Source organism: Pseudomonas sp. v388, assembly GCF_003935425.1.
Lineage (GTDB): Bacteria > Pseudomonadota > Gammaproteobacteria > Pseudomonadales > Pseudomonadaceae > Aquipseudomonas.
This window is the reverse complement of the sequence record NZ_RHQN01000006.1, coordinates 304,259-329,901: the sequence shown is the minus strand read 5'-3', so window position 1 is coordinate 329,901 and position 25,643 is coordinate 304,259. Positions and strand designations below refer to the sequence as shown.

At 62.0% G+C, this 25,643-nt stretch carries 24 protein-coding genes; 10 read left to right on the top strand and 14 right to left on the bottom strand.

Annotation, left to right across the window (positions count from 1 at the left end):
* The first annotated feature begins 226 nt into the window (after nucleotides 1-226).
* From EGJ27_RS16405 to lipA, 4 genes are all read left to right on the top strand, one after another.
* On the top strand, nucleotides 227-1,387 hold the full coding sequence (locus EGJ27_RS16405; RefSeq protein ID WP_125831795.1) for a D-alanyl-D-alanine carboxypeptidase family protein: 1,161 nt from the start codon (nucleotides 227-229) through the stop codon (nucleotides 1,385-1,387).
* Between the two features lie 93 nt (nucleotides 1,388-1,480).
* A complete protein-coding gene (locus EGJ27_RS16400) occupies nucleotides 1,481-1,756 on the top strand; it encodes a DUF493 domain-containing protein (protein WP_125831794.1) in 276 nt (91 codons plus the stop codon).
* Complete coding sequence (lipB, locus tag EGJ27_RS16395) at nucleotides 1,756-2,412, top strand: lipoyl(octanoyl) transferase LipB (protein ID WP_125831793.1); 657 nt, start codon at nucleotides 1,756-1,758, stop codon at nucleotides 2,410-2,412. The genes EGJ27_RS16400 and lipB overlap by 1 nt, the downstream gene beginning before the upstream one ends.
* Nucleotides 2,405-3,415, top strand: a complete 1,011-nt coding sequence (lipA, locus tag EGJ27_RS16390; RefSeq protein ID WP_125831792.1) for a lipoyl synthase — start codon at nucleotides 2,405-2,407, stop codon at nucleotides 3,413-3,415. The genes lipB and lipA overlap by 8 nt, the downstream gene beginning before the upstream one ends.
* 194 nt (nucleotides 3,416-3,609) lie before the next feature.
* On the opposite strand, the gene EGJ27_RS16385 is transcribed toward lipA, so the two are convergent.
* From EGJ27_RS16385 to leuS, 5 genes are all read right to left on the bottom strand, one after another.
* A complete protein-coding gene (locus tag EGJ27_RS16385; protein ID WP_125831791.1) occupies nucleotides 3,610-4,938 on the bottom strand; it encodes a lytic murein transglycosylase in 1,329 nt (442 codons plus the stop codon).
* 83 nt (nucleotides 4,939-5,021) lie between these two features.
* Nucleotides 5,022-5,177 (bottom strand): alternative ribosome rescue factor ArfA, encoded by a 156-nt coding sequence (gene arfA, locus EGJ27_RS16380; protein ID WP_125831790.1) that lies wholly within the window; start codon nucleotides 5,175-5,177, stop codon nucleotides 5,022-5,024.
* Between the two features lie 266 nt (nucleotides 5,178-5,443).
* Nucleotides 5,444-6,481, bottom strand: a complete 1,038-nt coding sequence (gene holA, locus EGJ27_RS16375; protein WP_125831789.1) for a DNA polymerase III subunit delta — start codon at nucleotides 6,479-6,481, stop codon at nucleotides 5,444-5,446.
* A 39-nt stretch (nucleotides 6,482-6,520) separates the two neighbouring features.
* Complete coding sequence (lptE, locus tag EGJ27_RS16370; RefSeq protein ID WP_125831788.1) at nucleotides 6,521-7,126, bottom strand: LPS assembly lipoprotein LptE; 606 nt, start codon at nucleotides 7,124-7,126, stop codon at nucleotides 6,521-6,523.
* Nucleotides 7,127-7,215: 89 nt separating this feature from the next.
* A complete protein-coding gene (gene leuS, locus EGJ27_RS16365) occupies nucleotides 7,216-9,822 on the bottom strand; it encodes a leucine--tRNA ligase (protein WP_125831787.1) in 2,607 nt (868 codons plus the stop codon).
* Nucleotides 9,823-10,132: 310 nt separating this feature from the next.
* On the opposite strand from leuS, the gene EGJ27_RS16360 reads away from it, so the two are divergent.
* Both EGJ27_RS16360 and EGJ27_RS16355 read left to right on the top strand, forming a co-directional pair.
* Nucleotides 10,133-10,504, top strand: coding sequence for a hypothetical protein (locus tag EGJ27_RS16360; RefSeq protein WP_125831786.1), 372 nt, complete (start codon nucleotides 10,133-10,135; stop codon nucleotides 10,502-10,504).
* Between the two features lie 85 nt (nucleotides 10,505-10,589).
* Nucleotides 10,590-11,351: a YdcF family protein gene (locus EGJ27_RS16355; protein WP_125831785.1), complete on the top strand. Its 762-nt coding sequence runs from the start codon at nucleotides 10,590-10,592 to the stop codon at nucleotides 11,349-11,351.
* A gap of 46 nt (nucleotides 11,352-11,397) precedes the next feature.
* Here EGJ27_RS16355 and lnt read toward each other — a convergent pair whose 3' ends face one another.
* From lnt to miaB, 5 genes are all read right to left on the bottom strand, one after another.
* Nucleotides 11,398-12,918 (bottom strand): apolipoprotein N-acyltransferase, encoded by a 1,521-nt coding sequence (gene lnt / locus EGJ27_RS16350; RefSeq protein ID WP_125831784.1) that lies wholly within the window; start codon nucleotides 12,916-12,918, stop codon nucleotides 11,398-11,400.
* 19 nt (nucleotides 12,919-12,937) lie between these two features.
* Complete coding sequence (locus EGJ27_RS16345) at nucleotides 12,938-13,780, bottom strand: HlyC/CorC family transporter (RefSeq protein WP_125831783.1); 843 nt, start codon at nucleotides 13,778-13,780, stop codon at nucleotides 12,938-12,940.
* Nucleotides 13,781-13,785: 5 nt separating this feature from the next.
* A complete protein-coding gene (gene ybeY, locus EGJ27_RS16340; protein WP_125831894.1) occupies nucleotides 13,786-14,286 on the bottom strand; it encodes an rRNA maturation RNase YbeY in 501 nt (166 codons plus the stop codon).
* A complete protein-coding gene (locus tag EGJ27_RS16335; RefSeq protein ID WP_125831782.1) occupies nucleotides 14,279-15,301 on the bottom strand; it encodes a PhoH family protein in 1,023 nt (340 codons plus the stop codon). The genes ybeY and EGJ27_RS16335 overlap by 8 nt, the downstream gene beginning before the upstream one ends.
* Before the next feature lie 229 nt (nucleotides 15,302-15,530).
* Nucleotides 15,531-16,859: a tRNA (N6-isopentenyl adenosine(37)-C2)-methylthiotransferase MiaB gene (gene miaB, locus EGJ27_RS16325; protein ID WP_125831780.1), complete on the bottom strand. Its 1,329-nt coding sequence runs from the start codon at nucleotides 16,857-16,859 to the stop codon at nucleotides 15,531-15,533.
* Between the two features lie 132 nt (nucleotides 16,860-16,991).
* On the opposite strand from miaB, the gene EGJ27_RS16320 reads away from it, so the two are divergent.
* Nucleotides 16,992-17,321, top strand: coding sequence for a DUF1820 family protein (locus EGJ27_RS16320; RefSeq protein WP_125831779.1), 330 nt, complete (start codon nucleotides 16,992-16,994; stop codon nucleotides 17,319-17,321).
* A 103-nt stretch (nucleotides 17,322-17,424) separates the two neighbouring features.
* Here the strand turns inward: EGJ27_RS16320 and EGJ27_RS16315 are convergent, their stop codons facing one another.
* Both EGJ27_RS16315 and hemL read right to left on the bottom strand, forming a co-directional pair.
* Nucleotides 17,425-17,973, bottom strand: a complete 549-nt coding sequence (locus tag EGJ27_RS16315) for a tetratricopeptide repeat protein (RefSeq protein WP_125831778.1) — start codon at nucleotides 17,971-17,973, stop codon at nucleotides 17,425-17,427.
* A gap of 310 nt (nucleotides 17,974-18,283) precedes the next feature.
* Complete coding sequence (hemL, locus tag EGJ27_RS16310) at nucleotides 18,284-19,567, bottom strand: glutamate-1-semialdehyde 2,1-aminomutase (protein ID WP_125831777.1); 1,284 nt, start codon at nucleotides 19,565-19,567, stop codon at nucleotides 18,284-18,286.
* Nucleotides 19,568-19,737: 170 nt separating this feature from the next.
* On the opposite strand from hemL, the gene EGJ27_RS16305 reads away from it, so the two are divergent.
* Nucleotides 19,738-21,186, top strand: coding sequence for a DNA-3-methyladenine glycosylase 2 family protein (locus EGJ27_RS16305; protein ID WP_125831776.1), 1,449 nt, complete (start codon nucleotides 19,738-19,740; stop codon nucleotides 21,184-21,186).
* Complete coding sequence (locus tag EGJ27_RS16300; protein ID WP_125831775.1) at nucleotides 21,183-21,686, top strand: methylated-DNA--[protein]-cysteine S-methyltransferase; 504 nt, start codon at nucleotides 21,183-21,185, stop codon at nucleotides 21,684-21,686. Before EGJ27_RS16305 ends, EGJ27_RS16300 begins: the two co-directional genes overlap by 4 nt.
* A gap of 42 nt (nucleotides 21,687-21,728) precedes the next feature.
* Here the strand turns inward: EGJ27_RS16300 and thiE are convergent, their stop codons facing one another.
* Both thiE and EGJ27_RS16290 read right to left on the bottom strand, forming a co-directional pair.
* Nucleotides 21,729-22,352: a thiamine phosphate synthase gene (thiE, locus tag EGJ27_RS16295; protein WP_125831774.1), complete on the bottom strand. Its 624-nt coding sequence runs from the start codon at nucleotides 22,350-22,352 to the stop codon at nucleotides 21,729-21,731.
* 23 nt (nucleotides 22,353-22,375) lie between these two features.
* Nucleotides 22,376-23,173, bottom strand: coding sequence for a hydroxymethylpyrimidine/phosphomethylpyrimidine kinase (locus tag EGJ27_RS16290; RefSeq protein ID WP_125831773.1), 798 nt, complete (start codon nucleotides 23,171-23,173; stop codon nucleotides 22,376-22,378).
* A gap of 369 nt (nucleotides 23,174-23,542) precedes the next feature.
* Here EGJ27_RS16290 and EGJ27_RS16285 point away from each other — a divergent pair, with 369 nt between their 5' ends.
* Nucleotides 23,543-25,534 carry a sensor histidine kinase gene (locus EGJ27_RS16285; RefSeq protein ID WP_125831772.1) on the top strand — a complete coding sequence of 664 codons (1,992 nt, stop codon included), beginning with the start codon at nucleotides 23,543-23,545 and terminating at the stop codon, nucleotides 25,532-25,534.
* Nucleotides 25,535-25,643 lie beyond the last annotated feature (109 nt).

The window sequence follows — 25,643 nt, the reverse complement described above, 5'->3', positions numbered from 1 at the left end:
CGCCTCTCGGCAACGATGAGAGGCGGCAGCGGTCGACGGCAGCGCGCACTTGCCAGCAGAGCAAGCGCTGCGGACGAACGCTCACAGGATCGTGTGTCGGACAGGCGATCCTGTCAGCCAGGGCCATAGCCTGGCGCCGTAAGCCGTACCGGAGTCCCGCGCTTCGCCGGCCTGTTCAGTTTTGCCCGCAAGGGCATGTTTGCCCATTAGCAATTTCGAGAGACGGATGAACATCACCACCTTTGCAAAACGTTTGTGCCTGCTTGTGCCACTGGTCATCGCCCCCAGCGCCTGGGCCGTAGAACAAATGACGCCGGCGGCCCCGCAACTGGCTGCCAAGTCCTACGTACTGATGGACGCCACCAGCGGCAACGTTCTGGTCGAGAACAACGGTGACCAGCGTCTGGCTCCCGCGAGCCTGACCAAGCTGATGACCGCCTACATCGCGACCCTGGAAATCCGTCGCGGCCAGATCGGTGAAAACGATCCGGTCACGGTCAGCGAGAACGCCTGGCGTACCGGTGGTTCGCGGATGTTCATCAAGGTCGGCAGCCAGGTCACGGTCAGCGACCTGCTGCACGGCATCATCATCCAGTCGGGCAACGACGCCAGCGTCGCGGTCGCCGAGCACATCGCCGGCAGCGAAGACGCCTTCGCCGACATGATGAACAAGACGGCCGCAGACCTGGGCCTGACCAACAGCCACTTCATGAATCCGACCGGCCTGCCGAACCCGGAGCACTACTCGTCGGCCCATGACATGGCCAAGCTGGCACGCGCCATCATTCATGAAGACCCGGCTCACTATGCGATCTACTCGCAGAAGGAGTTCTTCTGGAACGGCATCAAGCAACCCAACCGCAACCTGCTGTTGTGGCGCGACAAGACCGTTGATGGTCTGAAAACCGGCCACACCGAAGAGGCCGGCTACTGCATGGTTTCTTCAGCGGTACGTGACGGCATGCGTCTGATCGCGGTCGTGTTCGGCACCAACAGTGAGCAGGCTCGTGCGGCCGAGACCCAGAAGTTGCTGACTTACGGTTTCCGTTTCTTCGAAACCCAGAACTTCTATCAGAAGGGCACCGAACTGGCCCAGGCTCCGGTCTGGAAAGGTACCACCCGTCAGGTCAAGGCCGGTCTGGCCGAAGACCTGAGCATGACCATGCCCAAAGGCGAGATGAAGAAGCTCTCGGCCAGCATGACCATGAACCCGCAACTGACCGCACCTATCGCCAAGGGCGACGTGATCGGCAAGGTGGAAGTGAAGCTGGAGGAGAAAGTGGTTCACACTGCCAACCTCATCGCACTGGAGCCGGTTGAAGAAGGTGGTATTTTCCGCCGCCTGTGGGATAGCATTCGCCTGTTCTTCTACGGCTTGTTCAACTGACTTTCTAGTAATCAATGCCGACCTTCTCGCGGCCCGCTCATGATCTGAGCAGGTCGCGTGTCCGTCGTCACGGCTTGTGAGACCTTTACTGCCATGACAGATACCGACGTCAAGTCGCACAAAATCGAATTTCCCTGCGATGACTACCCGATCAAAGTGATCGGTGACACCAGCGTGGGCTTCACCGCTGCCGTGATCGAGATCCTGAGCAAGTACGCCCGGATCGACATCGCCACCCTGGCCGAGCGCCAGAGCAGCAATGGCAAATACACCACCGTGCAGCTGCACATCGTCGCCACTGGCGAAGATCAGCTGCGCGATATCAACAGTGCCCTTCGCGCAACCGGCGTCGTGCACATGGTGCTTTGATGGCCCAGGTTCTGGGCTTTCGTGATCTCGGCTTGCTGGATTACGAACCTGTCTGGCATGCCATGCAGCGGTTTACCGACGAGCGTGGCAGGGAAGCGGCGGATGAGATCTGGCTGGTCCAGCACCCGTCGGTTTTCACCCAGGGGCAGTCCGGCAAGGCGGAACATTTACTGCTGCCGGGTGATATTCCCGTCGTACAGGTCGATCGTGGCGGCCAAGTGACCTATCATGGCCCGGGCCAGTTGGTGGCGTACCTGATGCTGGACGTCAGGCGCCTGGGTTTCGGCGTTCGTGATCTGGTTACCCGGATGGAGAACGCCTTGATCGCCGTGCTGGCCAGTTACGGCGTAACGGCGGCGGCCAAGGCCGACGCGCCCGGCGTCTATGTCGACGGCGCGAAGATCGCGTCGCTCGGCCTGCGCATTCGAAACGGTTGCTCGTTTCACGGTCTGGCGCTCAATGTCGACATGGACCTGGCACCGTTTCACCGGATCAACCCCTGTGGCTACGCCGGGCTGGCAATGACCCAGCTTCGCGATCATGCAGGGCAGATAGAATTTTCCGAGGTAAGTGCCCGGCTGCGTGCGCAGCTCGTCAACCACCTCGACTACGCTGAGCAGGCGACCCTTACGGGCGGAATACATTCTCATGACTGACACCGTGCAAACCCTGATCCCGACGCTCGACGTTTCCGAGCGAAAGGCCCGTCCGAAAGTCGAAGCCGGCGTGAAGCTGCGCGGTGCGGAAAAAGTCGCGCGCATCCCGGTGAAGATCATTCCGACCGTCGATCTGCCGAAAAAGCCCGACTGGATCCGGGTGCGGATTCCGGTGTCCCCGGAAGTCGACCGCATCAAGCAGTTGCTGCGCAAGCACAAGCTGCACAGCGTCTGCGAAGAGGCATCCTGCCCGAACCTGGGCGAATGCTTCTCCGGCGGCACCGCCACGTTCATGATCATGGGTGACATCTGCACCCGTCGCTGCCCGTTCTGCGACGTGGGTCATGGTCGTCCGAAAGCCCTGGACACCGACGAGCCGAAGAATCTGGCAGTGGCCATCGCCGACCTGCGTCTCAAGTACGTGGTCATCACCTCGGTTGACCGCGACGACCTGCGTGATGGCGGTGCCCAGCATTTCGCCGACTGCATCCGTGAAATCCGCGCCTTGTCGCCGGGCGTGCAGCTCGAAACGCTGGTTCCGGACTACCGTGGCCGCATGGACGTTGCACTGGAGTTCACCGCTGCCGAGCCGCCGGATGTCTTCAACCACAACCTGGAAACCGTGCCGCGCCTGTACAAGGCCGCGCGCCCGGGTTCGGACTACCAGTGGTCGCTGACCCTGCTGCAACGCTTCAAGCAGATGGTGCCTCACGTACCGACCAAGTCCGGCTTGATGCTGGGCCTGGGCGAGACCGACGACGAGGTGATCGAGGTCATGCAGCGCATGCGTGAGCACGACATCGACATGCTGACGCTGGGCCAGTACCTGCAGCCGTCGCGCAACCACCTGCCGGTGCAGCGCTTCGTGCACCCGGACACCTTCGCCTGGTTCGCCGAAGAAGGCTACCGGATGGGCTTCAAGAACGTCGCGTCCGGCCCGCTGGTGCGTTCGTCCTACCACGCCGACGAACAGGCCAAGATCGCCAAGGCCAGCCTGGTCTGATCCAACGCTTGCGCTGCACATGAAAACGGGCCGGATATCACTATCCGGCCCGTTTTTTATTTTGAAGCGCTCAAGGCTTTTTGGCGTTTGTGGGAGGGAGCGCTAGCTCGCGACGGCGTCGGTATGCCTATGCTGCGTCGTCTGGCTGACAGCAATCGCGAGCTGACGCTCCCTCCCACAGATTCAATGCGCCTTTACGGCTGCCGCAACTGCTTCAACAGCTCATGAGTCGGGTAGCCATCCGCCGGCCAGCCCAGTGACTGCTGCGCGCTGCGGATTGCCTTGCGCGTATTGGCGCCGATGATGCCGTCAGGAGCGCCGGCATCGTATTGGCGGGCCGAGAGCAGGGTTTGCAGTTCGATGCGCTCAGAGCGGCTTAGCGGCGCGTCTGTGCGCGGCCAGCTGCCGACGACATAACCGGCACCCTTGAACCGATCGGACAGCAGGCTGATCGCCAATGCGTAAGACGTCGAGTTGTTGTACTTGAGGACGGCGCGGAAATTATCCAGCACCAGGAATGCCGGACCGCGATAACCCGCTGGCAGGAGCAACGTCGCTTGCTGCTGGGTGGCGGCAACCGGAATTGCCGAGCCGTCGGGCTGTTTCAGGCCAAGCTGTTGCCATTCGGCCAGGCTCTTGCGGGTGGTCGCATCCGCCAGGGCGTAATCGAAGCCGGAACCGAGTACCACTTCCAGGCCCCATGGCTGACCACGCTGCCAGCCTGAGCTTTGCAGGTAGTGAGCCGTGGAGGCCAGGGCGTCGGCAGGCGTGGTCCAGATATCACGGCGGCCATCGCCGTTGAAGTCTACGGCGTGGGTGTTGTAGGTGGTGGGAATGAACTGGGTCTGCCCCATGGCGCCTGCCCAAGAGCCAAGCATCTTGTCCGGCGTGATATCACCTTGCTGGAGGATTTCCAGGGCGGCCAGCAATTGGCTCTGTGCAAAACCCGGACGCCGACCTTCATAGGCCAGCGTGGCCAGGGAGCGGATTACCGATTGCGAACCCTGAAGGCTGCCGAAATTGCTTTCCATTCCCCACACCGCGACCAGTGTCTGCCGATCTACACCGTACTGCTGCTCGATCTTCTGCAGATCGTCGGCATACTCCGACAGCAGTGCCTGGCCTTTACGCACTCGTGCTGCGGAAATCGCACCGTCGAGGTATTCCCAGACCGGCCGACTGAATTCCGGCTGGCTGCGGTCGGCCTTGATCACGCTCATGTCCGGCGTGACACCGGCAAACGCCCGGTCGAACACATCGGCGCGGATACCGGCCTTCAACGCCTGGTTGCGGAAGTTGGCTTGCCACTCGGCGAAGCTGACGGCGGGCTGGATCGACAGGTTTTCATCGACGATCAGGGTCGGCGTGGGCGCCGCGACCGGGGTCACCGCTGGCGGTTTGTTGGCTTGGAGGGGCGTGGCGTCAGCGGCAGTGGGTTTTTCTGCGCAGGCTACCAGGACGATCAGGCTGGAAGCGGCGAGGAGTTGGCGCAACTGCGGGCGCTGGGTAAAACAAGAAGGCATGCTTGGGTCCAGGAGGATTACCGACAGATGCAGACCTTAACACGGCAGAGTGGTCGAAAGCGCCCCGCAAACGTAGCGGGATATCAGGCAGCCAGAAAGCAAGAAGCCTCCCAGCTTTTAGACTGGAAGGCTTCGCGGCGGTAGCTGCCCTTGCCTTTGGCCGGTCGTTCCTGGCGGCTGCGGAACAATGGCTGGGCGACGATGGATTTGGCCTTGTTGGGCCGCTTTGGCTTGCTCATTGGCAATGGCTCCAGAGGGGAAATTTGCGCAGCGAATGTTCGGCCAAAGTGTGGGAGCTGTCCAATAGATGTGAGCTATGGATGGAGCTCCCGAAACCTTAGAAGCGGACGGGCTCCAGACGACACACGCTGTTGCGTCTGTACAGGCCGCTTCGCCAGCAAGCTGGCTCCTGGAAATCTGCGGTTGGCCGGGTATTTGTAGTAGCCAGCTTGCCGGCGGAGGCGTACTGGCAGGCGACACATCTACCACGGCCGATTCTACGGGGTCATTCCGATGGTAATGCGAGTCGCTGGCCGGCCATCAACAAGGCGAGACGACTGAGGCTGCTCCAGGGAGAGCCGGTAGCCTGGCCTTTGATCTGCGCGTCGATGCGTTGCGCATCCATCAGCAGTTGGCTCCAGCGTTTGGCCGAGTGGCGTTGCAGGGCTTTGCTCATCAACGGCTTGCGCTTGTCCCAGACCGGCGGCCGCGCCGAGCTGAAGACCTTGTCCAGCGGCATCCCTTGGCTGACCTGCAGCGACATGGTCGCCAGGGCGCGCAACTCACGGGTCAGCGCCCAGAGAATCACCGGCGTCTCGACACCTTCGCCGCGCAACCCTTCAAGGATACGCAACGCATGAGGCGCTTCCCCGTTGAGTACCGCATCGGTCAGGCCGAAAACATCGAAGCGGGCGCTGTCGGCCACGGCTGCCTGGACGGTCTCGACGGTGATCTGACCGTCTTCGGCCATCAGCTTGAGTTTTTCGATCTCCTGCGCGGCCGCCAGCAGGTTGCCCTCGACCCTCGCGGCAATCAGCTCGACCGCATCCTGGGTCGCCGCCAGCCCGGCCTTGGACAGCCGCTGGCGAATCCATTGTGGAAGCTGGCCGATGTCCACCGGCCAGATCTGCACGAACTGAGTCTGAGCGCCTTCGACGAGGGCTTTGCCCCACTTGGTCTTTTGCGCGCTGCCGTCGAGCTTGGGCAGACTGATCAACAGCAGCGTGTCCTCGGCAGGCCGGGCGCAATATTCCATCAGCGCAGCCGCGCCCTTGTCGCCGGGCTTGCCGGACGGCAGGCGCAACTCAAGCAGGCGCCGCTCGGCGAACAACGACATGCTGGCACCGGCTTGCAGCAGCGTGCCCCAATCGAAACTGGCGTCGGCGCTGAACACCTGGCGCTCGTCAAAACCCTGGCTGCGGGCCGCGTTGCGGATCGCGTCCGCGGCTTCCTGACACAACAGCGGGTCATCGCCGCTGACGATGTAGACGGGCGCAAGCGTGCCTTGCAGGTGCTTGTCGAGTTGGGCGGGGGCGAGTTTCATGATCAGAGATACCGGGGCCAGTTGCCTGGCCCCTGATGCTTACCTGCCCGGGATTTCGATCGGCGACTGTTGCGGGGTTTCATCGCGAACCCGTTGCGCGGCATCCAGCGCGTCCTGCTCGGCCTTGGCCACTGCGTCAGCTTGCTGCTGCAGTTGATCCAGACGGCTTGGGGTCAACTGTTGCAGGCGTGCGATCAGACGCTGTACCAGGTCGTTGCGCATTTCCAGGCGGACTTGCGCGGCTTCCTGATCGGAACCGGTCAGGTTGTTGCCGTCGTGGTTGTAGGATTTCTCAACGACCACATCGTCGCCCGCCAGCAGCCGGTCACGATCGCCACGGATTTCGTACTTCAGCGTGGTGGTCAGCTGATATTCGGTTGCCCGACCCGAACCGGAAGTGGTGAGGGCGCGCTGGTTTTCCCGCTCGCTTACCAGTACCAGCTTGTAAGGTGCGCCGGTGTAGACCTTCACGCCGGAGTTGTTCAGTGTGCGGGTCAGTTGCGTAACGGTTTCGCCGTAGGCGTTGCGTGCGCTGACGTCCAGTTCCTTGATCGCCAGTTCGTTGGTGCCGGTGCCACGCAGCTGGAAGCCGCAGGCGCTCAGCATCACCGCCAGGCCGATTACCAGCAGATTGCGTTTGATCATCTTGTTGCTCCCCTTGAATCCGTTTGGGCCGCCTTTGCGCACCCAGGAAATATGTTCAGCGCCCGACGCTCGCCGGGCGCCTGATCCAATCAGCTTGCGACGATATTGACCAGCTTGCCGGGCACGACGATTACCTTGCGAATCGTCAGGCCGTCGATGAAGCGCAGCACGTTTTCGTTGACCCGTGCGGCGGCCTCGATTTCTTCGCGGCTGGCGCTGGCCGGCATTTCGATCTGGCCACGCAGCTTGCCGTTGACCTGAATCACCAGTTGCAGGGTGTCCTGCACCAGCGCGTTCTCATCGAGCACCGGCCAGCCGGCATCGATGATCGGCCCTTCATGGCCCAGCGCGTTCCACAGTTCATGGCTGATATGCGGCGTGATCGGGGCCAGCAGCAGAGCGACCGTTTCCAGGCCTTCGTGCAGCAGAGCACGGTCCTGAGCCGTTGCCTGTGGTGCTTTCTCCAGCACGTTCATCAGCGTCATCACCTGGGCGACGGCGGTGTTGAACTTCTGGTGCTGGCCAATATCCTGGCTGGCCTGCTTGATGGCCTGGTGAATGGCACGGCGAATGACTTTCTGCTCATCGCTCAGCGCGGACAGGTCGAGGCTGCCGACGGCGCCTTGCGTCGCGTGGGCCTGAGCCAGACGCCACACGCGGCGCAGGAAGCGGTGCGAACCTTCGACGCCGGAGTCGGACCATTCCAGGCTCATGTCGGGCGGCGAGGCGAACATCATGAACAGGCGGCAGGTATCAGCGCCGTACTGATCGATCATGGTTTGCGGGTCGATGCCGTTTTTCTTGGACTTCGACATCTTTTCAGTGCCGCCGATTTCCACCGGCAGGCCATCGCTGGTCAGCCTGGCGCTGATGACCTTGGCCTTGGCGTCGCGCTCGAGGGTCACGTCGGCAGGGTTGATCCAGGTCTTCTTGCCGCTGGCTTCCATGCGGAAATACGTTTCGGCGTTGACCATGCCCTGGGTCAGCAGGTTCTTGAACGGTTCGTTCGAAGTCACCAGGCCTTCGTCGCGCATCAGCTTGTGGAAGAAGCGTGCGTAGAGCAGGTGCAGGATCGCGTGTTCGATACCGCCGATGTACTGATCGACCGGCAGCCAGTGGTTCGCGGCGTCGGGCTCGACCAGGCCACCTTCATAGTGCGGCGAGGCGTAGCGTGCGTAGTACCAGGACGATTCGACGAACGTGTCCATGGTGTCGGTTTCACGCTTGGCCGGTGCGCCGCATTTCGGGCAGCTGCACTCGTAGAATTCAGGCATGCGCGCCAGCGGCGAACCGGCGCCGTCGGGCACCACGTCTTCGGGCAACACGACCGGCAGCTGGTCTTCCGGGACCGGCACGTCACCACAGGTTTCGCAGTGCACGATCGGGATCGGGCAACCCCAGTAGCGCTGGCGGCTGATGCCCCAGTCGCGCAGGCGGAACTGGGTACGGGACTGACCAAGGTTCTTCTTGGTCAGCGCCGCTTCGATGGCATCGAACGCCGCCTGGAAATCCAGGCCGGTGAATTCGCCGGAATTGATCAGCTCACCGTGTTCGCCGTAGGCCGCCTGCCATGGGGCAGGGGTCTGGTCGCCGGCGCTGGTACGCACCACGGCCTTGATCGGCAGGTCGTACTTGGTGGCGAATTCGAAATCGCGCTCGTCGTGAGCCGGTACGGCCATGACCGCGCCGTCGCCGTAATGCATCAACACGTAGTTGGCGACCCAGACCGGCAGCTTTTCGCCCGTCAGCGGGTGCTCGACGAACAACGAAGTCGGCAGGCCTTTCTTCTCTTGAGTGGCAACGTCGGCTTCAGCCACGCTGCCGCCCTTGCATTCTTCCATGAAGGCTTGCAGCTCGGGGTTACCCTGCGCCGCCAGAGTCGCCAGCGGGTGCTCGGCGGCAACGGCCACATAGGTCGCGCCCATCAGCGTGTCGGGACGGGTGGTGAAGACTTTCAGCGCGCCGGCTTCGCCGATGGAGGCCTGGTCGTAGGGGAACTGCACTTCCATGCCACGGGATTTGCCGATCCAGTTGCGCTGCATGGTCTTGACCTGTTCAGGCCAGCCCGGCAGTTCATCGAGGCTCTCCAGCAGCTCATCCGCGTAAGCGGTGATCTTGAAGTAGTACATCGGGATTTCGCGCTTTTCGATCACCGCGCCCGAACGCCAGCCGCGGCCGTCGATGACCTGCTCGTTGGCCAGCACCGTCTGGTCGATCGGGTCCCAGTTCACCGTGCCGTTCTTGCGGTAGATCACACCCTTTTCGAACAGGCGAGTGAACAGCCACTGTTCCCAGCGATAGTAATCCGGCTTGCAGGTGGTGATTTCCCGCGACCAGTCGATGGCCAGGCCCAGGCTCTTGAGCTGGTCCTTCATGTAGGCGATGTTTTCGTAGGTCCACTTGGCGGGCGCGACATTGTTGTCGATGGCGGCGTTCTCCGCCGGCATGCCGAAAGCGTCCCAGCCCAGCGGCTGCAGGACGTTCTTGCCCAGCATGCGCTGGTAGCGCGAGATCACGTCACCAATGGTGTAGTTGCGCACATGGCCCATGTGCAGCTTGCCGCTGGGGTAAGGAAACATGGACAGGCAGTAGTAGGTTTCCTTGCCTGGCTGTTCACTGACTTCAAAAGACTTTTGCTCTTCCCAGAAGGTCTGGGCGGCGGCTTCGATTTCGCGGGGCTGATAGAGTTCGTGCATGGCTACTTTTTACTAAAGATTGGTGACCCTTGACCTCTTCGTAGCTTCGCCGAGTCACGTTGCCACCATGTGCCGGGCAATGTTGCCACCCTGGCGGTGCATCCGGGCTCAAGAGAGCGGAAGTGGAATTACAGGAAGCGCCGTAGCATACATGAGCGCCGCCGACCGAGGGAAACGCTGATTGCGCCACGTCCCGCGAAAGCCCGTGCCAAAGGGGGCCATCTGCCCGTTGGTCGCAGTTTCAGGCCGGTTCGTGCAGCAGCGCTAAGCTCATTGACGAGGGTATGTTTATCTTCAATGAGGTGAGCGGATGACAGAGTTGCAGCACATAGAAGGCACTCCTGAGCTGTATGAACGTTTGATCAATCGTCTGGGGCTGGCTCTTGAAATGGCGAGTACCGCGGTCCGGCTCCGAAACGAGTCGCCGGCGGAACTTGAGCTCAAAGGGTTGAGCAGTGCCGAGTTCGAGCTGATTGAGGCCTACCTTGAAAAAGGCGCGAGGGCGGCAAACGGGGCTGTTAAGGGTAAGTCAGAGGGCCGTTTCAGCGTCGCGCTGGAACAGGCTGATTCGGTAGCCATGCCGAGCGATTGCGCCAGGGTCATCTGGCTCAAGGACAAGCGTCGGGCCAAAACATCGGAACGGATGAGCCGCTACAGTTCAAACAGCACTTTCAAGCTTTAAAACCGTCACAGGGCCAGTCCTGTTTATAAGCATTGTTGCTTAGCACCATTTCCTCTTAGGCTTCGGGCATCTATGGAGATGCCCAATGCCGTTTCGTTATCTGTTCAAGACCCTCCTGATGCCGCCGGGCATTCTGTTTGTGCTGCTGATCGCCGCGTGGTGGCTGCGCAAGTCGCGCCCGCGTCTGGCCACCTTGTGCTTTGCGGCAGGCTTGGGCGGGCTGTGGTTGATGAGCCTGCCGGTGGCGGTCGAACATGCCGCCCGCTGGCTTGAACGGGAACCACCCCTGCCGAGGACGCAATGGTCGACACTGGCCGGGCAGGCGGATGTGATCGTCGTGCTGGGAAGCGGTCGGGAGCGCCATGATCCGGTCTGGGGTGAGGATGTCTCCACCGGCATCGGCCTGGAGCGGCTGCGCCTGGCGGCGCGCCTGTCCAGAGAGTCCGGTTTGCCGATCCTGACCTCCGGCGGCCTGCATTATGGCGAGCCGCCCAGCGAAGCCGGGATCATGGCCCGCTCGTTACAAGAGGATTTCGCCACGCCGGTGCGCTGGCAAGAAGGGCAGAGCCGCACCACTTGGGAAAACGCCACCATGACCGCCGACATGCTTCGCCCGCTGGGCATCAAGCGCGTGCTGCTGGTAACCCAGGCCTGGCACATGCCCCGCGCGCGCTGGAGTTTCGAGCAGGCAGGACTGACGGTAGTGGCTGCACCGGTCGGGTTCTTGGGAGTGGATAATGCCAGGCCGTTCGGCGGCTGGCTGCCGGAGGCCCGCGCCATGATGCACAGCGGCATGCTGCTCAACGAAGCGGCCGGATTGCTGGTTTATCCCTGGGCCTATCCGTGAGTGTGCCACCGGCCGGTGATGAACCGGCCGGAGACGCGTAAGCGGATCAGACCGCCTTGGAAATCCGCGCGGCCAACAGCGCCCAGCCGAAAATCAACAGGCTGAGGATTGCCAGTGGCCAGGAACGCCAGCGCAGATAGGGCGTGAGTTCATGCATGGGCACGACTTCGCCGTAGAGAATGCCGCGCTGGAATTGCGGGATCTGCACGGTGATCTTGCCGAAAGGATCGATCAGCCCGGTCACGCCATTGTTGGTGGCGCGAATCATCCAGCGGCCGGCTTCCAGCGCCCGCATCTGCGCCATCTGCAAGTGTTGCAGCGGCCCGATGGAGGTGCCGAACCAGGTGTCGTTGCTCACCGTCAGCAGCAGATCGCTGCGTGCTGACAGGCCGGCCGCAAATTCCGGGTACACCACTTCATAGCAAATGAACGGCGCAATCTGATAACCCTTGGCCTGCAACAGCGCCTGATCGTTGGGGCCGCGAGCGAAGTCGGACATGGGCAGATCGAAGAAAGCGATCAAGCCGCGCAGCAGATCCTGCAGCGGCACATATTCGCCGAACGGCACCAGCTTCTGTTTGTAGTACAGGCCGTCGCCCTGGCCGGTCACGGTGATGCCGTTGTAATAACGGTTCTCGCCGCGCTCGTTGCGGTCGCGCACCGGTACGCCGGTAATCAGCGCCGCGCCACGGTCGGCAGCGAAGCGGCCCATCATGGTCAGGTAGCCTTCGGCGTTTTCCTTGAGCACCGGCACGGCCGTTTCCGGCCAGACGATCAGATCGGCCTGCTTTGAACTGAGAGTCATGTCCCGGTACAGCTCCAGCTGGGCGCTGAGCTGCTTGGGGTCCCACTTCATGCTTTGCTCGATGTTGCCCTGCATCACCGCCACTTTCAGCGGGTTGCCCGAGGGAGACGTCCAGGCGTGATCCTTGAGCATCACGCCCGCGATCCAGGGCGCGAGCAGCAAGGCTACGCCCATCGCCAGGAAAGACTTGCGCGTGCCCAGCCGATGCAGATTGCACAGCAGCGCCGCCGTCAGGCCCAGAACGAAGGAAATCAGCCACACGCCGCCCAGCGGTGCCAGTCCCGCAAGCGGGCCGTCAAGCTGGCTGTAGCCGGAATAGAGCCAAGGAAAGCCGGTAAGGAACCAGCCACGAAACGCTTCCTGCAACAGCCACAGCGCCGCGAACGCCAGCGCGTCGGCCAGCGGTGCTTCGTTGCGCCTCAGCCAGCGCGCCCATAGCCAGGCGGGCAGGGCAAAGAACAGGGCAATCGCGGCGATGAACGCCAGCATCAGCAACCCCGCCAGCAGCACCGAAGCGCCGCCGTAGGTGTGGATGCTGACGTAGATCCAGCTGGTGCCGGCGCCGAACAGGCCGAAGCCGTAGCACCAGCCGCGTCCGAAGGCCTGACGGGGCGTCAGCTCGCGCAAGCCGAGATAGAAGATCGCCACCGCCACCAGCGCCAGAGGCCAGAAGTCGAACGGTGCCAGGGCCAGCGTGGTGATGCCACCGGCCGCCACGGCCAGCAGATTACCGGGCCAGCCGGGACGGGTTATCCAGCGCATGTCATTTCCTTGATGCGGACTACGGACGTGAGATAGGGCTCAGGCGCAGCAGGTGAATGCGACGGCTGTCCGCGCTCAGTACGCGGAAACGATATGCACCGATTTCGGTCGTTTCGCTGCGCTTGGGCAGGTGGCCGAAAGCGTTCATCACCAGGCCGCCGACGGTATCGAACTCGTCGTCGGAAAACTGGCTGTCGAAGAACTCGTTGAAGCTCTCGATGGGCGTCAGTGCCTTGACCAGGAAGTCACCGCTGGGCAGCGGCTTGATGTAGCTGTCTTCCTCGACGTCGTGTTCGTCTTCGATGTCGCCGACGATCTGTTCCAGCACGTCTTCAATGGTCACCAGGCCCGCCACGCCGCCGTATTCGTCGATGACGATGGCCATGTGGTTGTGGTTGGCGCGGAATTCACGCAGCAGGACGTTCAGGCGCTTGGACTCGGGCACGAAGGTGGCCGGGCGCAGCAGGGTCTTGACGTCGTCGCTGTCGCCGCCTTCCTTGAGGATCAGCGGCAGCAGATCCTTGGCCAGCAGCACGCCGAGCACGTCATCATGGCTTTCGCCGATGACCGGGTAGCGCGAGTGTGCCGCGTCGATGACGGCGGGCAGGAATTCGCGGGGCGTCTGGCTGGCCTTGATGCTGATCATCTGCGAGCGCGGCACCATGATGTCGCGTACCTGCAGGTCAGCCACTTGAATGGCGCCTTCGACGATCGCCAGCGCTTCGGTGTCCAGCAGTTTGTTCTGGTGGGCTTCGCGCAGCAGCTCAAGCAGCTCCTGGCGGTTTTTGGGCTCATGGACAAAAGCCTGGGTCAGTTTACCCAGCCATGACTTTTGTCCGTTGCTCGATCGGTCTTCGCTCATAGCCCTTACTCGTGTTCCTTGCCTGGTATTTCAGAATGTGGAAGGTCGGTGCTTTCGTCGTCCGCATACGGATCGGGAAAGCCCAGTTCTTGAAGCAACGTTCGTTCCAGCGCTTCCATTTCCTCGGCTTCCTCATCATCGATGTGGTCGAAGCCCAGCAGATGGAGGCAGCCGTGAATGACCATGTGCGCCCAATGTGCCTCAACGGCCTTGCCCTGTTCCTGCGCTTCGCGGTTGACGACCGGTACGCAAATGACCAGATCACCCAGCAGCGGGATGTCCAGCATGTCGTCAGGTACGTCGGCAGGGAAGGACAACACGTTGGTGGCGTAATCCTTGTGTCGCCATGTGTGATTGAGCTCGCGCCCTTCGGTTTCATCCACCAGTCGAATGGTCAACTCCGAATCGGCACTGCGCTGGCGCAGGCCCATTTCACACCAAAGGCGGAACTGGGCTTCGCTGGGCGCGTCGGTCTGACTGGCAATCTGCAGGTCCAGCTCAAGCATCGCGGTTGTAGCCCCGTGCATGGCTGCTGCTGCTCGACTGGCTGTCGCTGAAACGGTCGTCGAATCGCTCGTAGGCTTCGACGATGCGTTGCACCAGCGGGTGGCGAACCACATCTTTTGGTTTGAAATGCGTGAAGCTGATGCCCGGTACGTCCTTGAGCACGTCGATGACATGGGTCAGGCCCGACTTGGTGCCCTTGGGCAAGTCGACCTGAGTGATGTCACCGGTGATCACGGCGGTGGAACCGAAGCCAATACGGGTCAGGAACATCTTCATCTGCTCGACGGTGGTGTTCTGACTCTCGTCGAGAATGATGAAGCTGTTATTAAGGGTGCGTCCGCGCATGTAGGCCAGCGGTGCAACCTCGATCACCTGTTTCTCGATCAGTTTGGCGACGTACTCGAAACCGAGCATCTCGTACAGCGCGTCGTAGAGCGGGCGCAGGTACGGGTCGATCTTCTGGGCCAGATCGCCCGGCAGGAAACCGAGCTTTTCACCTGCTTCGACCGCTGGACGCACCAGCAGGATGCGGCGGATCTGCTCACGCTCCAGGGCGTCCACGGCGCAGGCGACCGCCAGGTAGGTTTTACCCGTACCGGCCGGGCCGATGCCGAAGTTGATGTCGTTGCCGAGAATCTCCTTCACGTACCGCTGCTGATTCAAGCCGCGAGGGCGAATCATGCCTTTCTTGGTACGCAGGGCAACGCCGACTTCGGCGGCAGGGTGGTTGTCCAGCCCGTCGACACCCGACTCCTGCAGGAACAGGTGAACCATGTCCGGCGTCAGGTCGGTACCTTTGGTTTCCCGGTACAGGCGACGCAGCAGGTTTTCGGCCGAGGTGGTGTGACGGGACTCGCCAATGAGTTCGAACTGATTGCCGCGGTTGCGGATCTCGATGTTCAGGCGTTGCTCGATCAGGCGCAGATGCTCGTCGAGTTGGCCGCACAAGTTGGCGAAACGATGGGCCTCGAAAGGTTCGAGGATAAAGCGATGAGGTTCTATGGTTGCGTTCAAGGTCGTTTTTTAGCCATCCGACGGCAAGTGAGATGAGTCGAAGAATACTCCTGGCGTCGGCCGTGCGAAAGGTCTGACTTGCAATTGGCCTAAACGGCCGGGAGGTATCTGCCTGTAGGAGCGGACTTGTCCGCGAAGAGGCCGGTACAGCCGCCAAACCTGTGGCGTCTGTAATGAAGCTTTCGCGGGCACGTCCGCTCCCACGGCCCCCCAAAGAAAATAGAGGGCTCTACTGCAACAAAGAACCGCGCAGCGAGTGGGGCTGGGCGTCGTCGATGTGGACGTCGGCGAACTGGCCGATCAGCTTGGGGTTGTCGCAGCGGAAGTTGACGATCCGGTTGTTCTCGGTGCGGCCTTGCAGCTCGCCGGGGTCTTTCTTCGAATAATCGGTCACCAGAATCCGCTGGATGCTGCCGACCATCTGTCGGCTGATCTCGAAACCTTGCTGATTCAACCGGTGCTGCAATGCGGCCAGGCGCTCTTTTTTCAACGCTTCGGGCGTGTCGTCCTTCAGGTCCGCCGCCGGCGTGCCGGGACGCGGGCTGTAGACGAACGAGAACGAGAAGTCGAAGCCGACGTCCTGCACCAGCTTCATGGTGTCGTTGAAGTCTTTTTCCGTCTCACCGGGGAAGCCGACGATGAAGTCCGAACTGATGCTGATGCCCGGCACCGCCGCGCGGAGTTTGCGCAGTCGCGATTTGTATTCGAGGGTCGTGTGGTTGCGCTTCATCGCTGCCAGGACGCGGTCGGACCCGGACTGAACCGGCAGGTGCAGGTGTTTCACCAGTTCCGGGACTTCCGCATGGGCCTGGATCAGGCTGTCGGAAAACTCCAGCGGGTGAGAGGTGGTGTAGCGGATGCGGTCGATGCCATCGACGGCCGCCACGACGCGAATCAGGTCCGCCAGATCGGCGACACGGCCGTCATGGGTCGTACCGCGATAGCCGTTGACGTTCTGGCCCAGCAGCGTCACTTCACGCACGCCGTGGTCGGCCAGGTGGATGACTTCGCTCAGCACGTCGTCGAACGGCCGGCTGACTTCTTCGCCGCGGGTATAAGGCACTACACAGAAGGTGCAGTATTTGCTGCAGCCTTCCATCACCGACACGTAGGCGCTCGGGCCATCGACGCGCGGCTCGGGCAAATGGTCGAACTTCTCGATCTCGGGGAACGACACATCGACTTGCGGCAGCCGCGTCACGCGAGCCACGTCGATCATCTCCGGCAGGCGGTGCAGCGTCTGCGGGCCGAAGACCACGTCGACATACGGCGCGCGATCACGGATGGCCGCGCCTTCCTGACTGGCGACGCAGCCGCCGACGGCGATCACCATGTCCGGCTTGGCAAGCTTGAGCTCACGCCAACGTCCCAGCTGGGAATAGACCCGGTCCTGGGCGCGTTCGCGAATCGAACAGGTGTTGAGCAGGATCACGTCGGCGTCTTCCGCGCGAGCGGTGACTTCCATGGCCTGGTGTTCGCCCAGCAGATCGACCATGCGCGAGCTGTCGTACTCGTTCATCTGGCAACCGTGGGTTTCGATATAAAGCTTCTTGGCCATGCGTGATCATCAGCTGATTCAAAGAACCGCGCATTATAGGGACGAAGCGTCCGGCTTCCTAGCGTTGGCTGTCCAGCGGACATGCTATAGTTCGCGCCCTCTTTTTTATGCCTGAATCCTTACCTGCCAGATATGACAAAACGCGAAGCTCCAATCTACAAGGTGATTTTTCTCAACCAGGGCCAGGTTTTCGAGATGTATGCCAAGCAGATCTACCAGAGTGATCTGTGGGGCTTTCTTGAAGTCGAAGAATTCGTGTTCGGCGAACGCACCACGGTCGTGGTCGATCCGAGTGAAGAGAAGCTCAAGGCCCAGTTCGAAGGCGTGGTGCGCAGTTTCGTGCCGATGCATTCGATCGTGCGTATCGACGAAGTGGAACGCATGGGCACGCCCAAGATCAGCGAAGCCCGCGGCACCGGCAACGTGATGCCGTTTCCGATGCCGATGCCGGAAAAACCATGATAGGGCGGCACCACGGCACTTTCGCCAGCAAGCTGGCTCCTACAGGATTTGCGTTGGACCTGTAGGAGCCAGCTTGCTGGCGAATGGCAGATTCAGAGATTTATCAAGGCAACGGCGAAAATGGCGTGCGGCCTTCCGCCGTTTGCAGCTCCAGCAGATACTTGCGGAAAATCTGGCCCAGCACCTGGGTGGCGACCTCAAGCTCGGCGCGCTGCATGTTGGCCGACACTTCGTCGGCTGCGTCCAGCGCCTCTTCCGAGCCGTTGACCGCCGCCATCTTCAGCACGATATAGGCCTGGATGTTGTTGGCCTGGACGCCTTCGCCGCGACTGAACATCAAGCCCAGCTGATACTGCGCCTGAGCATGGCCCTGCAAGGAAGCCTGCTCGAAATAACTCAACGCCTGGGGCAGGTCGCGTTCGCCACCTTTGCCCTGGTAATAGAACTCGCCCAACTCGTATTGTGCCTGCGCATCCCCGGCCTGCGCGGCCTGCTGGCAGGTGCTGAGCGCAGCTGGCAGATTCTCCGGCGCAGTATTGAGGGTGCAGCGACCCACCGCTGGGATTAACAACGAGTTGCCGCCTGCATTCGCCAGCAGGGGAGAGATAAGCAACAGGCAGCCCAATGCAAGGGTGCGGCCGGTGCGGTTCATGGGAGTCGACTTACCTCTGAAAAAGGTGCGGGGGTGCCCGTCCAGCGAGACGTGCTGGCTGCGCATTATGAAATAAGCAGGGCCAACCTTACAAAGTCTTTACGGATTTTCTGCTGCACGGCTTGGAAAAGCCTTTATTTACGGGACGAAAGCCCTGTAGGAAAACTGCGAGTGTATCGGCATTGTGGCGATCATTCCTTCGAACGCCGCGGCGTTGGCTGAATAATTGCCGGTTATGGCAGCGCACGGGGGCATGCCTGAACGGCATAACGCCCGCAGGCCGGTAACGGCGCTGCGGGCGAACGCGGGGTTATTTCAGTGCGGCGAACGCTTTCTCGGCGGCGTCCAGCGTCAGTTGCAACTCGGCTTCACCGTGGGCGATGGACGTGAAACCGGCCTCGAAGGCGCTCGGCGCCAGATACACGCCACCGTCGAGCATGAGGTGGAAGAAGCGCTTGAAACGGTCGGCGTCGCTGGTCATCACGTCCTGGAAGGTCACGATCGACTTGGCTTCGCTGAAGTACAAACCGAACATGCCGCCCGCCTGGGTGGTCACGAACGGAATGCCGGCAGCATCGGCGCGCTGTTGCAGGCCATCGAGCAGGCGGGTTGTGAAATCGCTCAGTTCGTCGTGGAAGCCCGGGCGGCTGATCAGACGCAGAGTCGTCAGGCCCGCCGCCATGGCCAGCGGGTTACCCGACAGCGTACCGGCCTGGTAGACCGGGCCGAGCGGCGCGATGTGCGACATGATTTCGCGCTTGCCGCCGAAACAGCCGACCGGCATGCCGCCGCCGATGATCTTGCCGAAGGTGCTCAGGTCCGGCGTGACACCGTAGTAAGCCTGGGCGCCGCCCAGCGCCACACGGAAACCGGTCATCACTTCGTCGAAAATCAGCACTACGCCATGCTCGTCGCACAAGGCGCGCAAGCCTTGCAGATAACCGGGCGCCGGCGGTACGCAGTTCATGTTGCCGGCCACCGGCTCGACGATGATGCACGCCACCTCCTGGCCAACGTCGGCCAGCAGGTCACGGACCGCGTCCAGGTCGTTGAACGGTACGGTCAGCGTATGTTTGGCGAACGCCGCAGGAACGCCCGGCGAGCTTGGCACGCCCAACGTCAGTGCACCGGAACCGGCCTTGACCAGCAGGCTGTCGGAGTGACCGTGGTAGCAGCCTTCGAATTTGATGATGCTGTCGCGGCCGGTGTAGCCGCGAGCCAGGCGGATCGCGCTCATGGTCGCTTCGGTGCCGGAGCTGACCATGCGCACCATCTCCATTGATGGCACCAGCGAGCAGACCAGATCGGCCATCTCCGTTTCCATGGCCGTCGGCGCGCCGTAGGAAAGACCGTGCTCCAGCTGGCTACGCACCGCGTCGAGCACTTCCGGATGGCTGTGGCCCAGAATCATCGGCCCCCACGAGCCGACGTAATCGACGTAACGCTTGTCGTCTTCGTCAGTCACGTAGGCGCCGGCAGCGTGCTTGAAGAACAGCGGTGTGCCGCCCACGCTCTTGAAAGCGCGAACCGGCGAATTGACGCCACCGGGGATGTGTTTCTGGGCGTTGGCGAACAGTGTTTCGGAACGGGACATGATCGGGTCTCTGCTGTGCAACGGTAAGTCGTGGCTGCGCCGAATGTGCAGGAACAGGCGCGGCGCGGTAATACGCAAGGCCCGCACTATATCAAAAGCCGGTCGGCAGCCGGATGCACATGTCCGAATTCAGCCAGACTTTTGCCAGGCGCTGGAATACAGTCCTTCCCATGAACACTCTTGACCCGACCATTTGCTACGCGGCCTTTGTCGCCAGGGACCGCCGCTTCGACGGCTGGTTCTTCATGGGCGTCTCGTCGACCGGCATCTACTGCCGGCCGATGTGCCCGGTCCGTGCGCCCCAGGCCCGAAACTGCACGTTCTACACCTCGGCAGCGGCGGCCGAGCGCGCCGGCTTTCGCCCGTGCCTGCGTTGCCGTCCCGAGCTGGCGCCGGGCAACGGCTTGCTGGATATCTCCAGCCGCCTGGCCCAGGCGGCGGCACGACTGATTGAAGAAGGGTATCTGAATGGCCGAAGCCTCGACGATCTGGCGACCCGCGTCGGGGTGACCTCCAGGCATCTGCGACGCATCTTCGAGGCCGAGTTCGGCGTGACGATGATCGAGTTCGCCCAGACCCAGCGACTGCTGATCGCCAAGCGTTTGCTGACCGATACAGGCATGTCGATGACCGACGTGGCTTTGGCATCGGGCTTTGGCAGCGTTCGGCGCTTCAATGACGTGTTCCAGAATCGCTATGGCCTCAACCCCACGCGCCTGCGCAAGGCGACCCATGTGCCGGGCGCCGCAACCCTGCGTTTCGAACTGTCGTATCGCCCGCCGTTTTCCTGGGAGGGCGTGCTGGAATTTCTGGCCCATCGCTGCATCGTCGGCGTGGAGCAGGTGCGCGACGATGCCTATTGCCGGGTGATCGAAGTCGAACAGGGCGGCCGGCGCCTGGCCGGCTGGGTCCAGGTCACCCATGCGCCGGAGCGGCACGCGCTGGTGGTGACGGTGTCCGCCTCGTTGCAGTCCGCCATCGCCCAGGTGCTGGCGCGGGTGCGGCGTGTGTTCGACACCGGCTGCCGGCCGGACCTGGTGGATGCTCACCTTGGCCCGTTGATCGGCGATGTGCCGGGCATGCGGGTGCCGGGGGCGTTCGACGGTTTCGAAATTGCCGTGCGGGCGGTGGCCGGGCAGCAGATATCGGTGCTTAATGCCCGCGCCATCCTGAGCCGTATTGCTGAACGCTTCGGCCCGGCGGTGGCGGATGCGCCTGCCGGGCTGCACCACGGGTTTCCCGACGCCCAGGCGATGGCCGGGCTGGTTTACGAACAACTGATAAGTACCGGGCTGATCCGCATCCGTGCCGAGGCGATCATCGCCATCGCGAAGGAAGTCGCCGCAGGCCGCATTATCCTCGAGCCTCTGGTACCGCTGGATGAAACCCTCGCGGCGCTGCGGCACATTCGCGGAGTGGGCGAGTGGACGGTGCAATACATCGCCATGCGGGCGCTGGCCTGGCCCAATGCATTTCCCGAAGGTGACGCAGTGCTCAAGAAACACCTGGGTTTCACCTCGGCGGCGCAGCTCAATGAACACGCCAGCCGCTGGGCGCCCTGGCGCGCCTACGCGACGGTGCATGTCTGGCGTCAACGAGAAGAGGAGCTACGACAATGATTCACGGTTATCTGATCCCAAGCCCCTTGGGCGATATCGCCCTGCGCGCCGAAGACGACGTGTTGACTGGAGTGTTCTTCGTAGGTCAGAAGTATTATCCGACGCTGACCATGATGGAGGACGACCATTCGGTGCCGAGGGTGATTCGTCAGGCGCAAGAGCAACTGGCGGAGTTTTTCAGCGGTGAGCGACGGGAATTCAGCGTGCCACTGCGTCCGCGTGGTACGCCGTTCCAGGAACAGGTCTGGCACGAACTGGCGCGGATTCCCTATGGCGAGGTGGTGTCCTACGGCGCGATGGCCCGCAATATGGGCCTGAGCGCCGGTCATTCCCGGGCGGTGGGCATGGCCAATGGGCGCAATCCCATCTGCATCATCCTGCCGTGTCACCGGGTGATCGGCGCTGGCGGCGACCTGACCGGCTACGCCGGGGGCATGGACCGCAAGCGCGCCTTGCTCAAGCTGGAAAATGCCATGGGCGTGCCGTTCAGTCTCGCGTAGGAGTGGACTTGTCCGCGACGAGGCCGGTTGGCTCCCACAAGATCAGCGCTGAAAAAGTGCGTTGAACGCCTTGGCCCGGCGCGTGACTTCCTGCGCGTTTTCAACGCCGAACAAGCCATGGACCACGGCCAGCAAGTCTGCGCCGTGAGCCACCAGTTGCGGGGCGTTTTCCACGGTAATGCCGCCGATCACGGCGATGGGCAGTTTCACCTGGGCGCGTACTTGCGTCAGCAGGTCCAGAGGAACGGCCGGCGCGTCAGGTTTGGTCTGGGAGGTGAAGAATCGCCCGAACGCAACGTAACTGGCGCCGTCGGCCTTGGCCCGTTCGGCCAGTTCCAGTTTGCCATGGCAGGTCGCGCCGACAATCGCCTTGTGCCCCAGCAACGCGCGGGCATCCGGCAGTGAGCCGTCGGTTTGTCCCAGATGCACGCCAACCCCCAGGCGTGCCGCCAGCTCGGCGTCATCATTGATGATCAGCCAGGTCTTGTAGCGTTCGCACAGTTTGAGCAGTTCGCTGGCTTCGCGCAGGCGACGGGACTCGTCGTTGCTCTTGTCGCGGTATTGCAGCAAGGTCACGCCGCCGTCGAGGGCGGCCTCGACGTAAGACAGGAATCGACCGGCCAGCAACTGGCCGTCGGTAATGGCGTACAAGCCACGTAGTTTCATGATGGGAACCTCATGGCGTGGCGTTACGAGCAGAAATCCAGGGGCAGGCGGCGGGGAACGAATTGCCCTTTACCCAGCTGTTCGGCGTCGCGAAGCGTGCGCCAAGTGTAGTCCAGCGCCGACCTGACCGCGCTCACCAATGCCTCGCCCTGGGCAAGACGTCCGGCCAGGGCGCTGGCCAGGGTGCAGCCCGAACCGTGGTAGCTGCCGGGCAGACGCTGGCACTTGAAGGTGTGGGGCTGGCCGCCGCGACTGTACAGGCGATTGTGGATTTGCTCCTCCTCGCCATGGCCGCCGGTGATCAGCAGGTGCTCGCAAAACGGCAGCAGCTTCTCGGCGCACTCATCTGCCGTACCGGCTGGCAGCTCCGCGAGAATCCGCGCCTCGGGCAGGTTGGGCGTGGCAATGGTCGATAGCGGCAGCAGGCGCTCGCGCATTGCGTAGCCGACTTCGTCCTTGCCCAGCCGTCCGCCGCCACCTGCGCGCAGCACGGGGTCGCAGACCACCGGCAGATGCGGGTTGGCCAACAGCAGTTGGACGACGGTATCGACCATTTCCAGGGAACCGAGCATGCCCAGCTTGACGGCGGCGACCTCGGAATCTTCAAGCACCGCATGGGCTTGCGCCAGGACCCATTCACGATCCAGGACGCGGAAATCCCTGACGTCAACAGTGTCTTGAACGGTCAGCGCGGTGATGACGGGAGCTGCGTGGCAGCCTTGGGCCAGCAGCGCTTCGATATCTGCCTGCATGCCGGCGCCGCCACTGGGGTCGTGGCCGGAGAGGCAGAGGACAACGGGGCGGGAGCTATAAATATTCATGGTGCGCGAGCTTATCACTAAACCTTTCGCGGGCCGCCTGTCGTACCGGGATTTTTCTCACCGACGCGCGGCATGTCAGGTCGACAGACTCTGAAGACGGTTCATGTTCTGGCTGAAAGTGCCGAGATAGAGCTATTGCACTGATTTCAAAACGATATTGCTGGCGGCTGTTCCCGGCTATGCTTTATCGTTCCGAAAGCTCGCGCACGACAGCAGATTCGTTTGTCATTGCCGGTCAGCGGCACGCACGGGACCAGGAAAACACTGAAGCAGTAATTCGAACCACTCAGCCTGTTTCAAGGAAAGAAATAACTGCAGGCGTCGCCTTCAACGGATGAAATGACCGCGACGATCGACCTTGAGGCTTCAATGCGTTACTTGCTGATCATCCTGGCCGCGTTGCTGCCAATGCTGGCCCATGCCATTGAATTCGATGAGCACGTGCGCAGCCTGCCGCTGGGCGGTGCAATCCAGGTTTTCGAAGACGTAAGCGGGACTGCCACCATCGAAAGCGTCAGCGCCATGGCCAGTCGTGCAACCTTCCGCTCCATCGATACCGAAACCTTCAACGCCGGCTATTCGGACTCGGCATTCTGGCTCAGAGGCGAGCTGACCTACCGCCCAAGCGTCGCGGCCAAACCGATGGACTGGGTTCTGGAACTGGCCTATCCGCCTCTGGACCGGGTGGCGCTGTATCTGCCGGACGCGTCCGGGCAGCCCAGACTGGCGTTGCTGACCGGAGACACGCTGCCGTTCTCCAGCCGCCAGATCCGCCACGCCAACTACGTCTTCGATCTTGATCTTCCCGCCGGAAAGCCGGTTACGTTCTACATGCGCGTTGCCAGCCAGGGTCCGGTTCAGGCACCGCTCAACCTCTGGTCCAGCCATGCGTTCATCGAAGACCAGCCGGCACGATTGCACGTGATGGGGCTGATCTACGGCGTGCTGCTGGGAATGCTGGTCTACAACCTGTTCATCTATGCCAGCGTGCGAGACAAGAGCTATCTGTACTACATCCTCTACGTGGCCACGTTCGGGCTGTACCAACTGTCGATAAGCGGCACCGCCATCGAATACTTCTGGCCGGACAGCCCGCACTGGGCGAATTCGGCGACACCGTTTCTGATGGCCAGCGCGGTGCTGTTCACCAGCCTGTTTACTCGCCACTTTCTGCAAACGCCCCGGCTCGGGCGCTGGCTCGACTACCTGCTGACCGCGCTGATGGCCTGCGCTCTTGCGGTGATGTTCGTCGCCCTGTTCTGCGGTTACGGGTTGGCGTTGCGCTCGGCAGCGCTGCTGGTGGCAGGCTGCACCTGGGTCATGTTGACCTGCGGCGTGGCTGCCGTCCTGAAGGGTGTGCGCAGTGCGCGGTATTACCTGATCGCGTGGGCAGTGTTCTACATCGGGGCGACGATCAACGGCGTCATGTTGCTGGGCTATCTGCCCAACACCTTTTTCATCCTGTACATCGGCCACATGGGCGCAGTGCTGGAAATGGCCTTTTTGTCGCTGGCGCTGGCCGACCGTCTCAACCAGATCCGCGAACAGCAGGCGCAGACGCTGCTGGAGGCCGGTAAAGACCTGGAAGGCCTCAATCACCAGCTCGCTGCCAGCAACCGCCACAAGGACGAATTCCTGGCAACCCTGACCCATGAACTCCGCACCCCGATGAATGGCGTGATCGGCTCGCTGGAACTGATGCAGACCGTCGACATGGATGACGAACTCAAGATCTATCAGCAGACCGCCGCCAGCTCCGCGCAGGACATGATGGGCATGATCAATGGCATCCTGACCTTGAGCGAGTTGCAGGCCGGCGCCCTGTATACCGAATGCCGCAGCTTCAACCTCAACAGCGTGTTCGAACGGCTGCGCGACCGATTTGCGATTCCGGCCCAGGCCAAGGGGCTGATCCTACGGGTCGAGACGGATGACCATCTGCCCCGCGAGTTGCGTGGTGATGCCGCCAAGCTGGGCCAGTGTATCGAGTGCCTGCTGGACAACGCGGTCAAATTCACCCGCAAAGGCACCATCAGGCTCCGGGCCGACGGGCACTGGTTGAATGTCGAGCAGTTCGAGTTGCGGATCGAAGTGATCGATACCGGAATCGGTTTCGGGTGCCTGGACGAAGCGCGGCTGTATCAGCATTTCGTTCAGATCGACGGTTCGATGACCCGCGAACACGGCGGGCTGGGGATTGGCCTGGCGATCTGCCGCAAGCTGATCGAATTGCAGGGCGGTAGCCTGAGCCACACCTCCGAACCGGGCAAGGGCAGCTGTTTCACCCTGATTCTGCCGCTGCTGCTGGCCACACCCGCTGCGCTGCTCAAACCTGCGCCTGCCAGCGCACCTCGGGGCTGAACGAACTGTCGGCAAGGCAAAACCGCCGACAGTTCGTCATGAATGGCACTTTTTAAAGCCCGGCCCGCGTGATTCACTTCGGCACTCGATCTGTGTCGACTGACAGGCA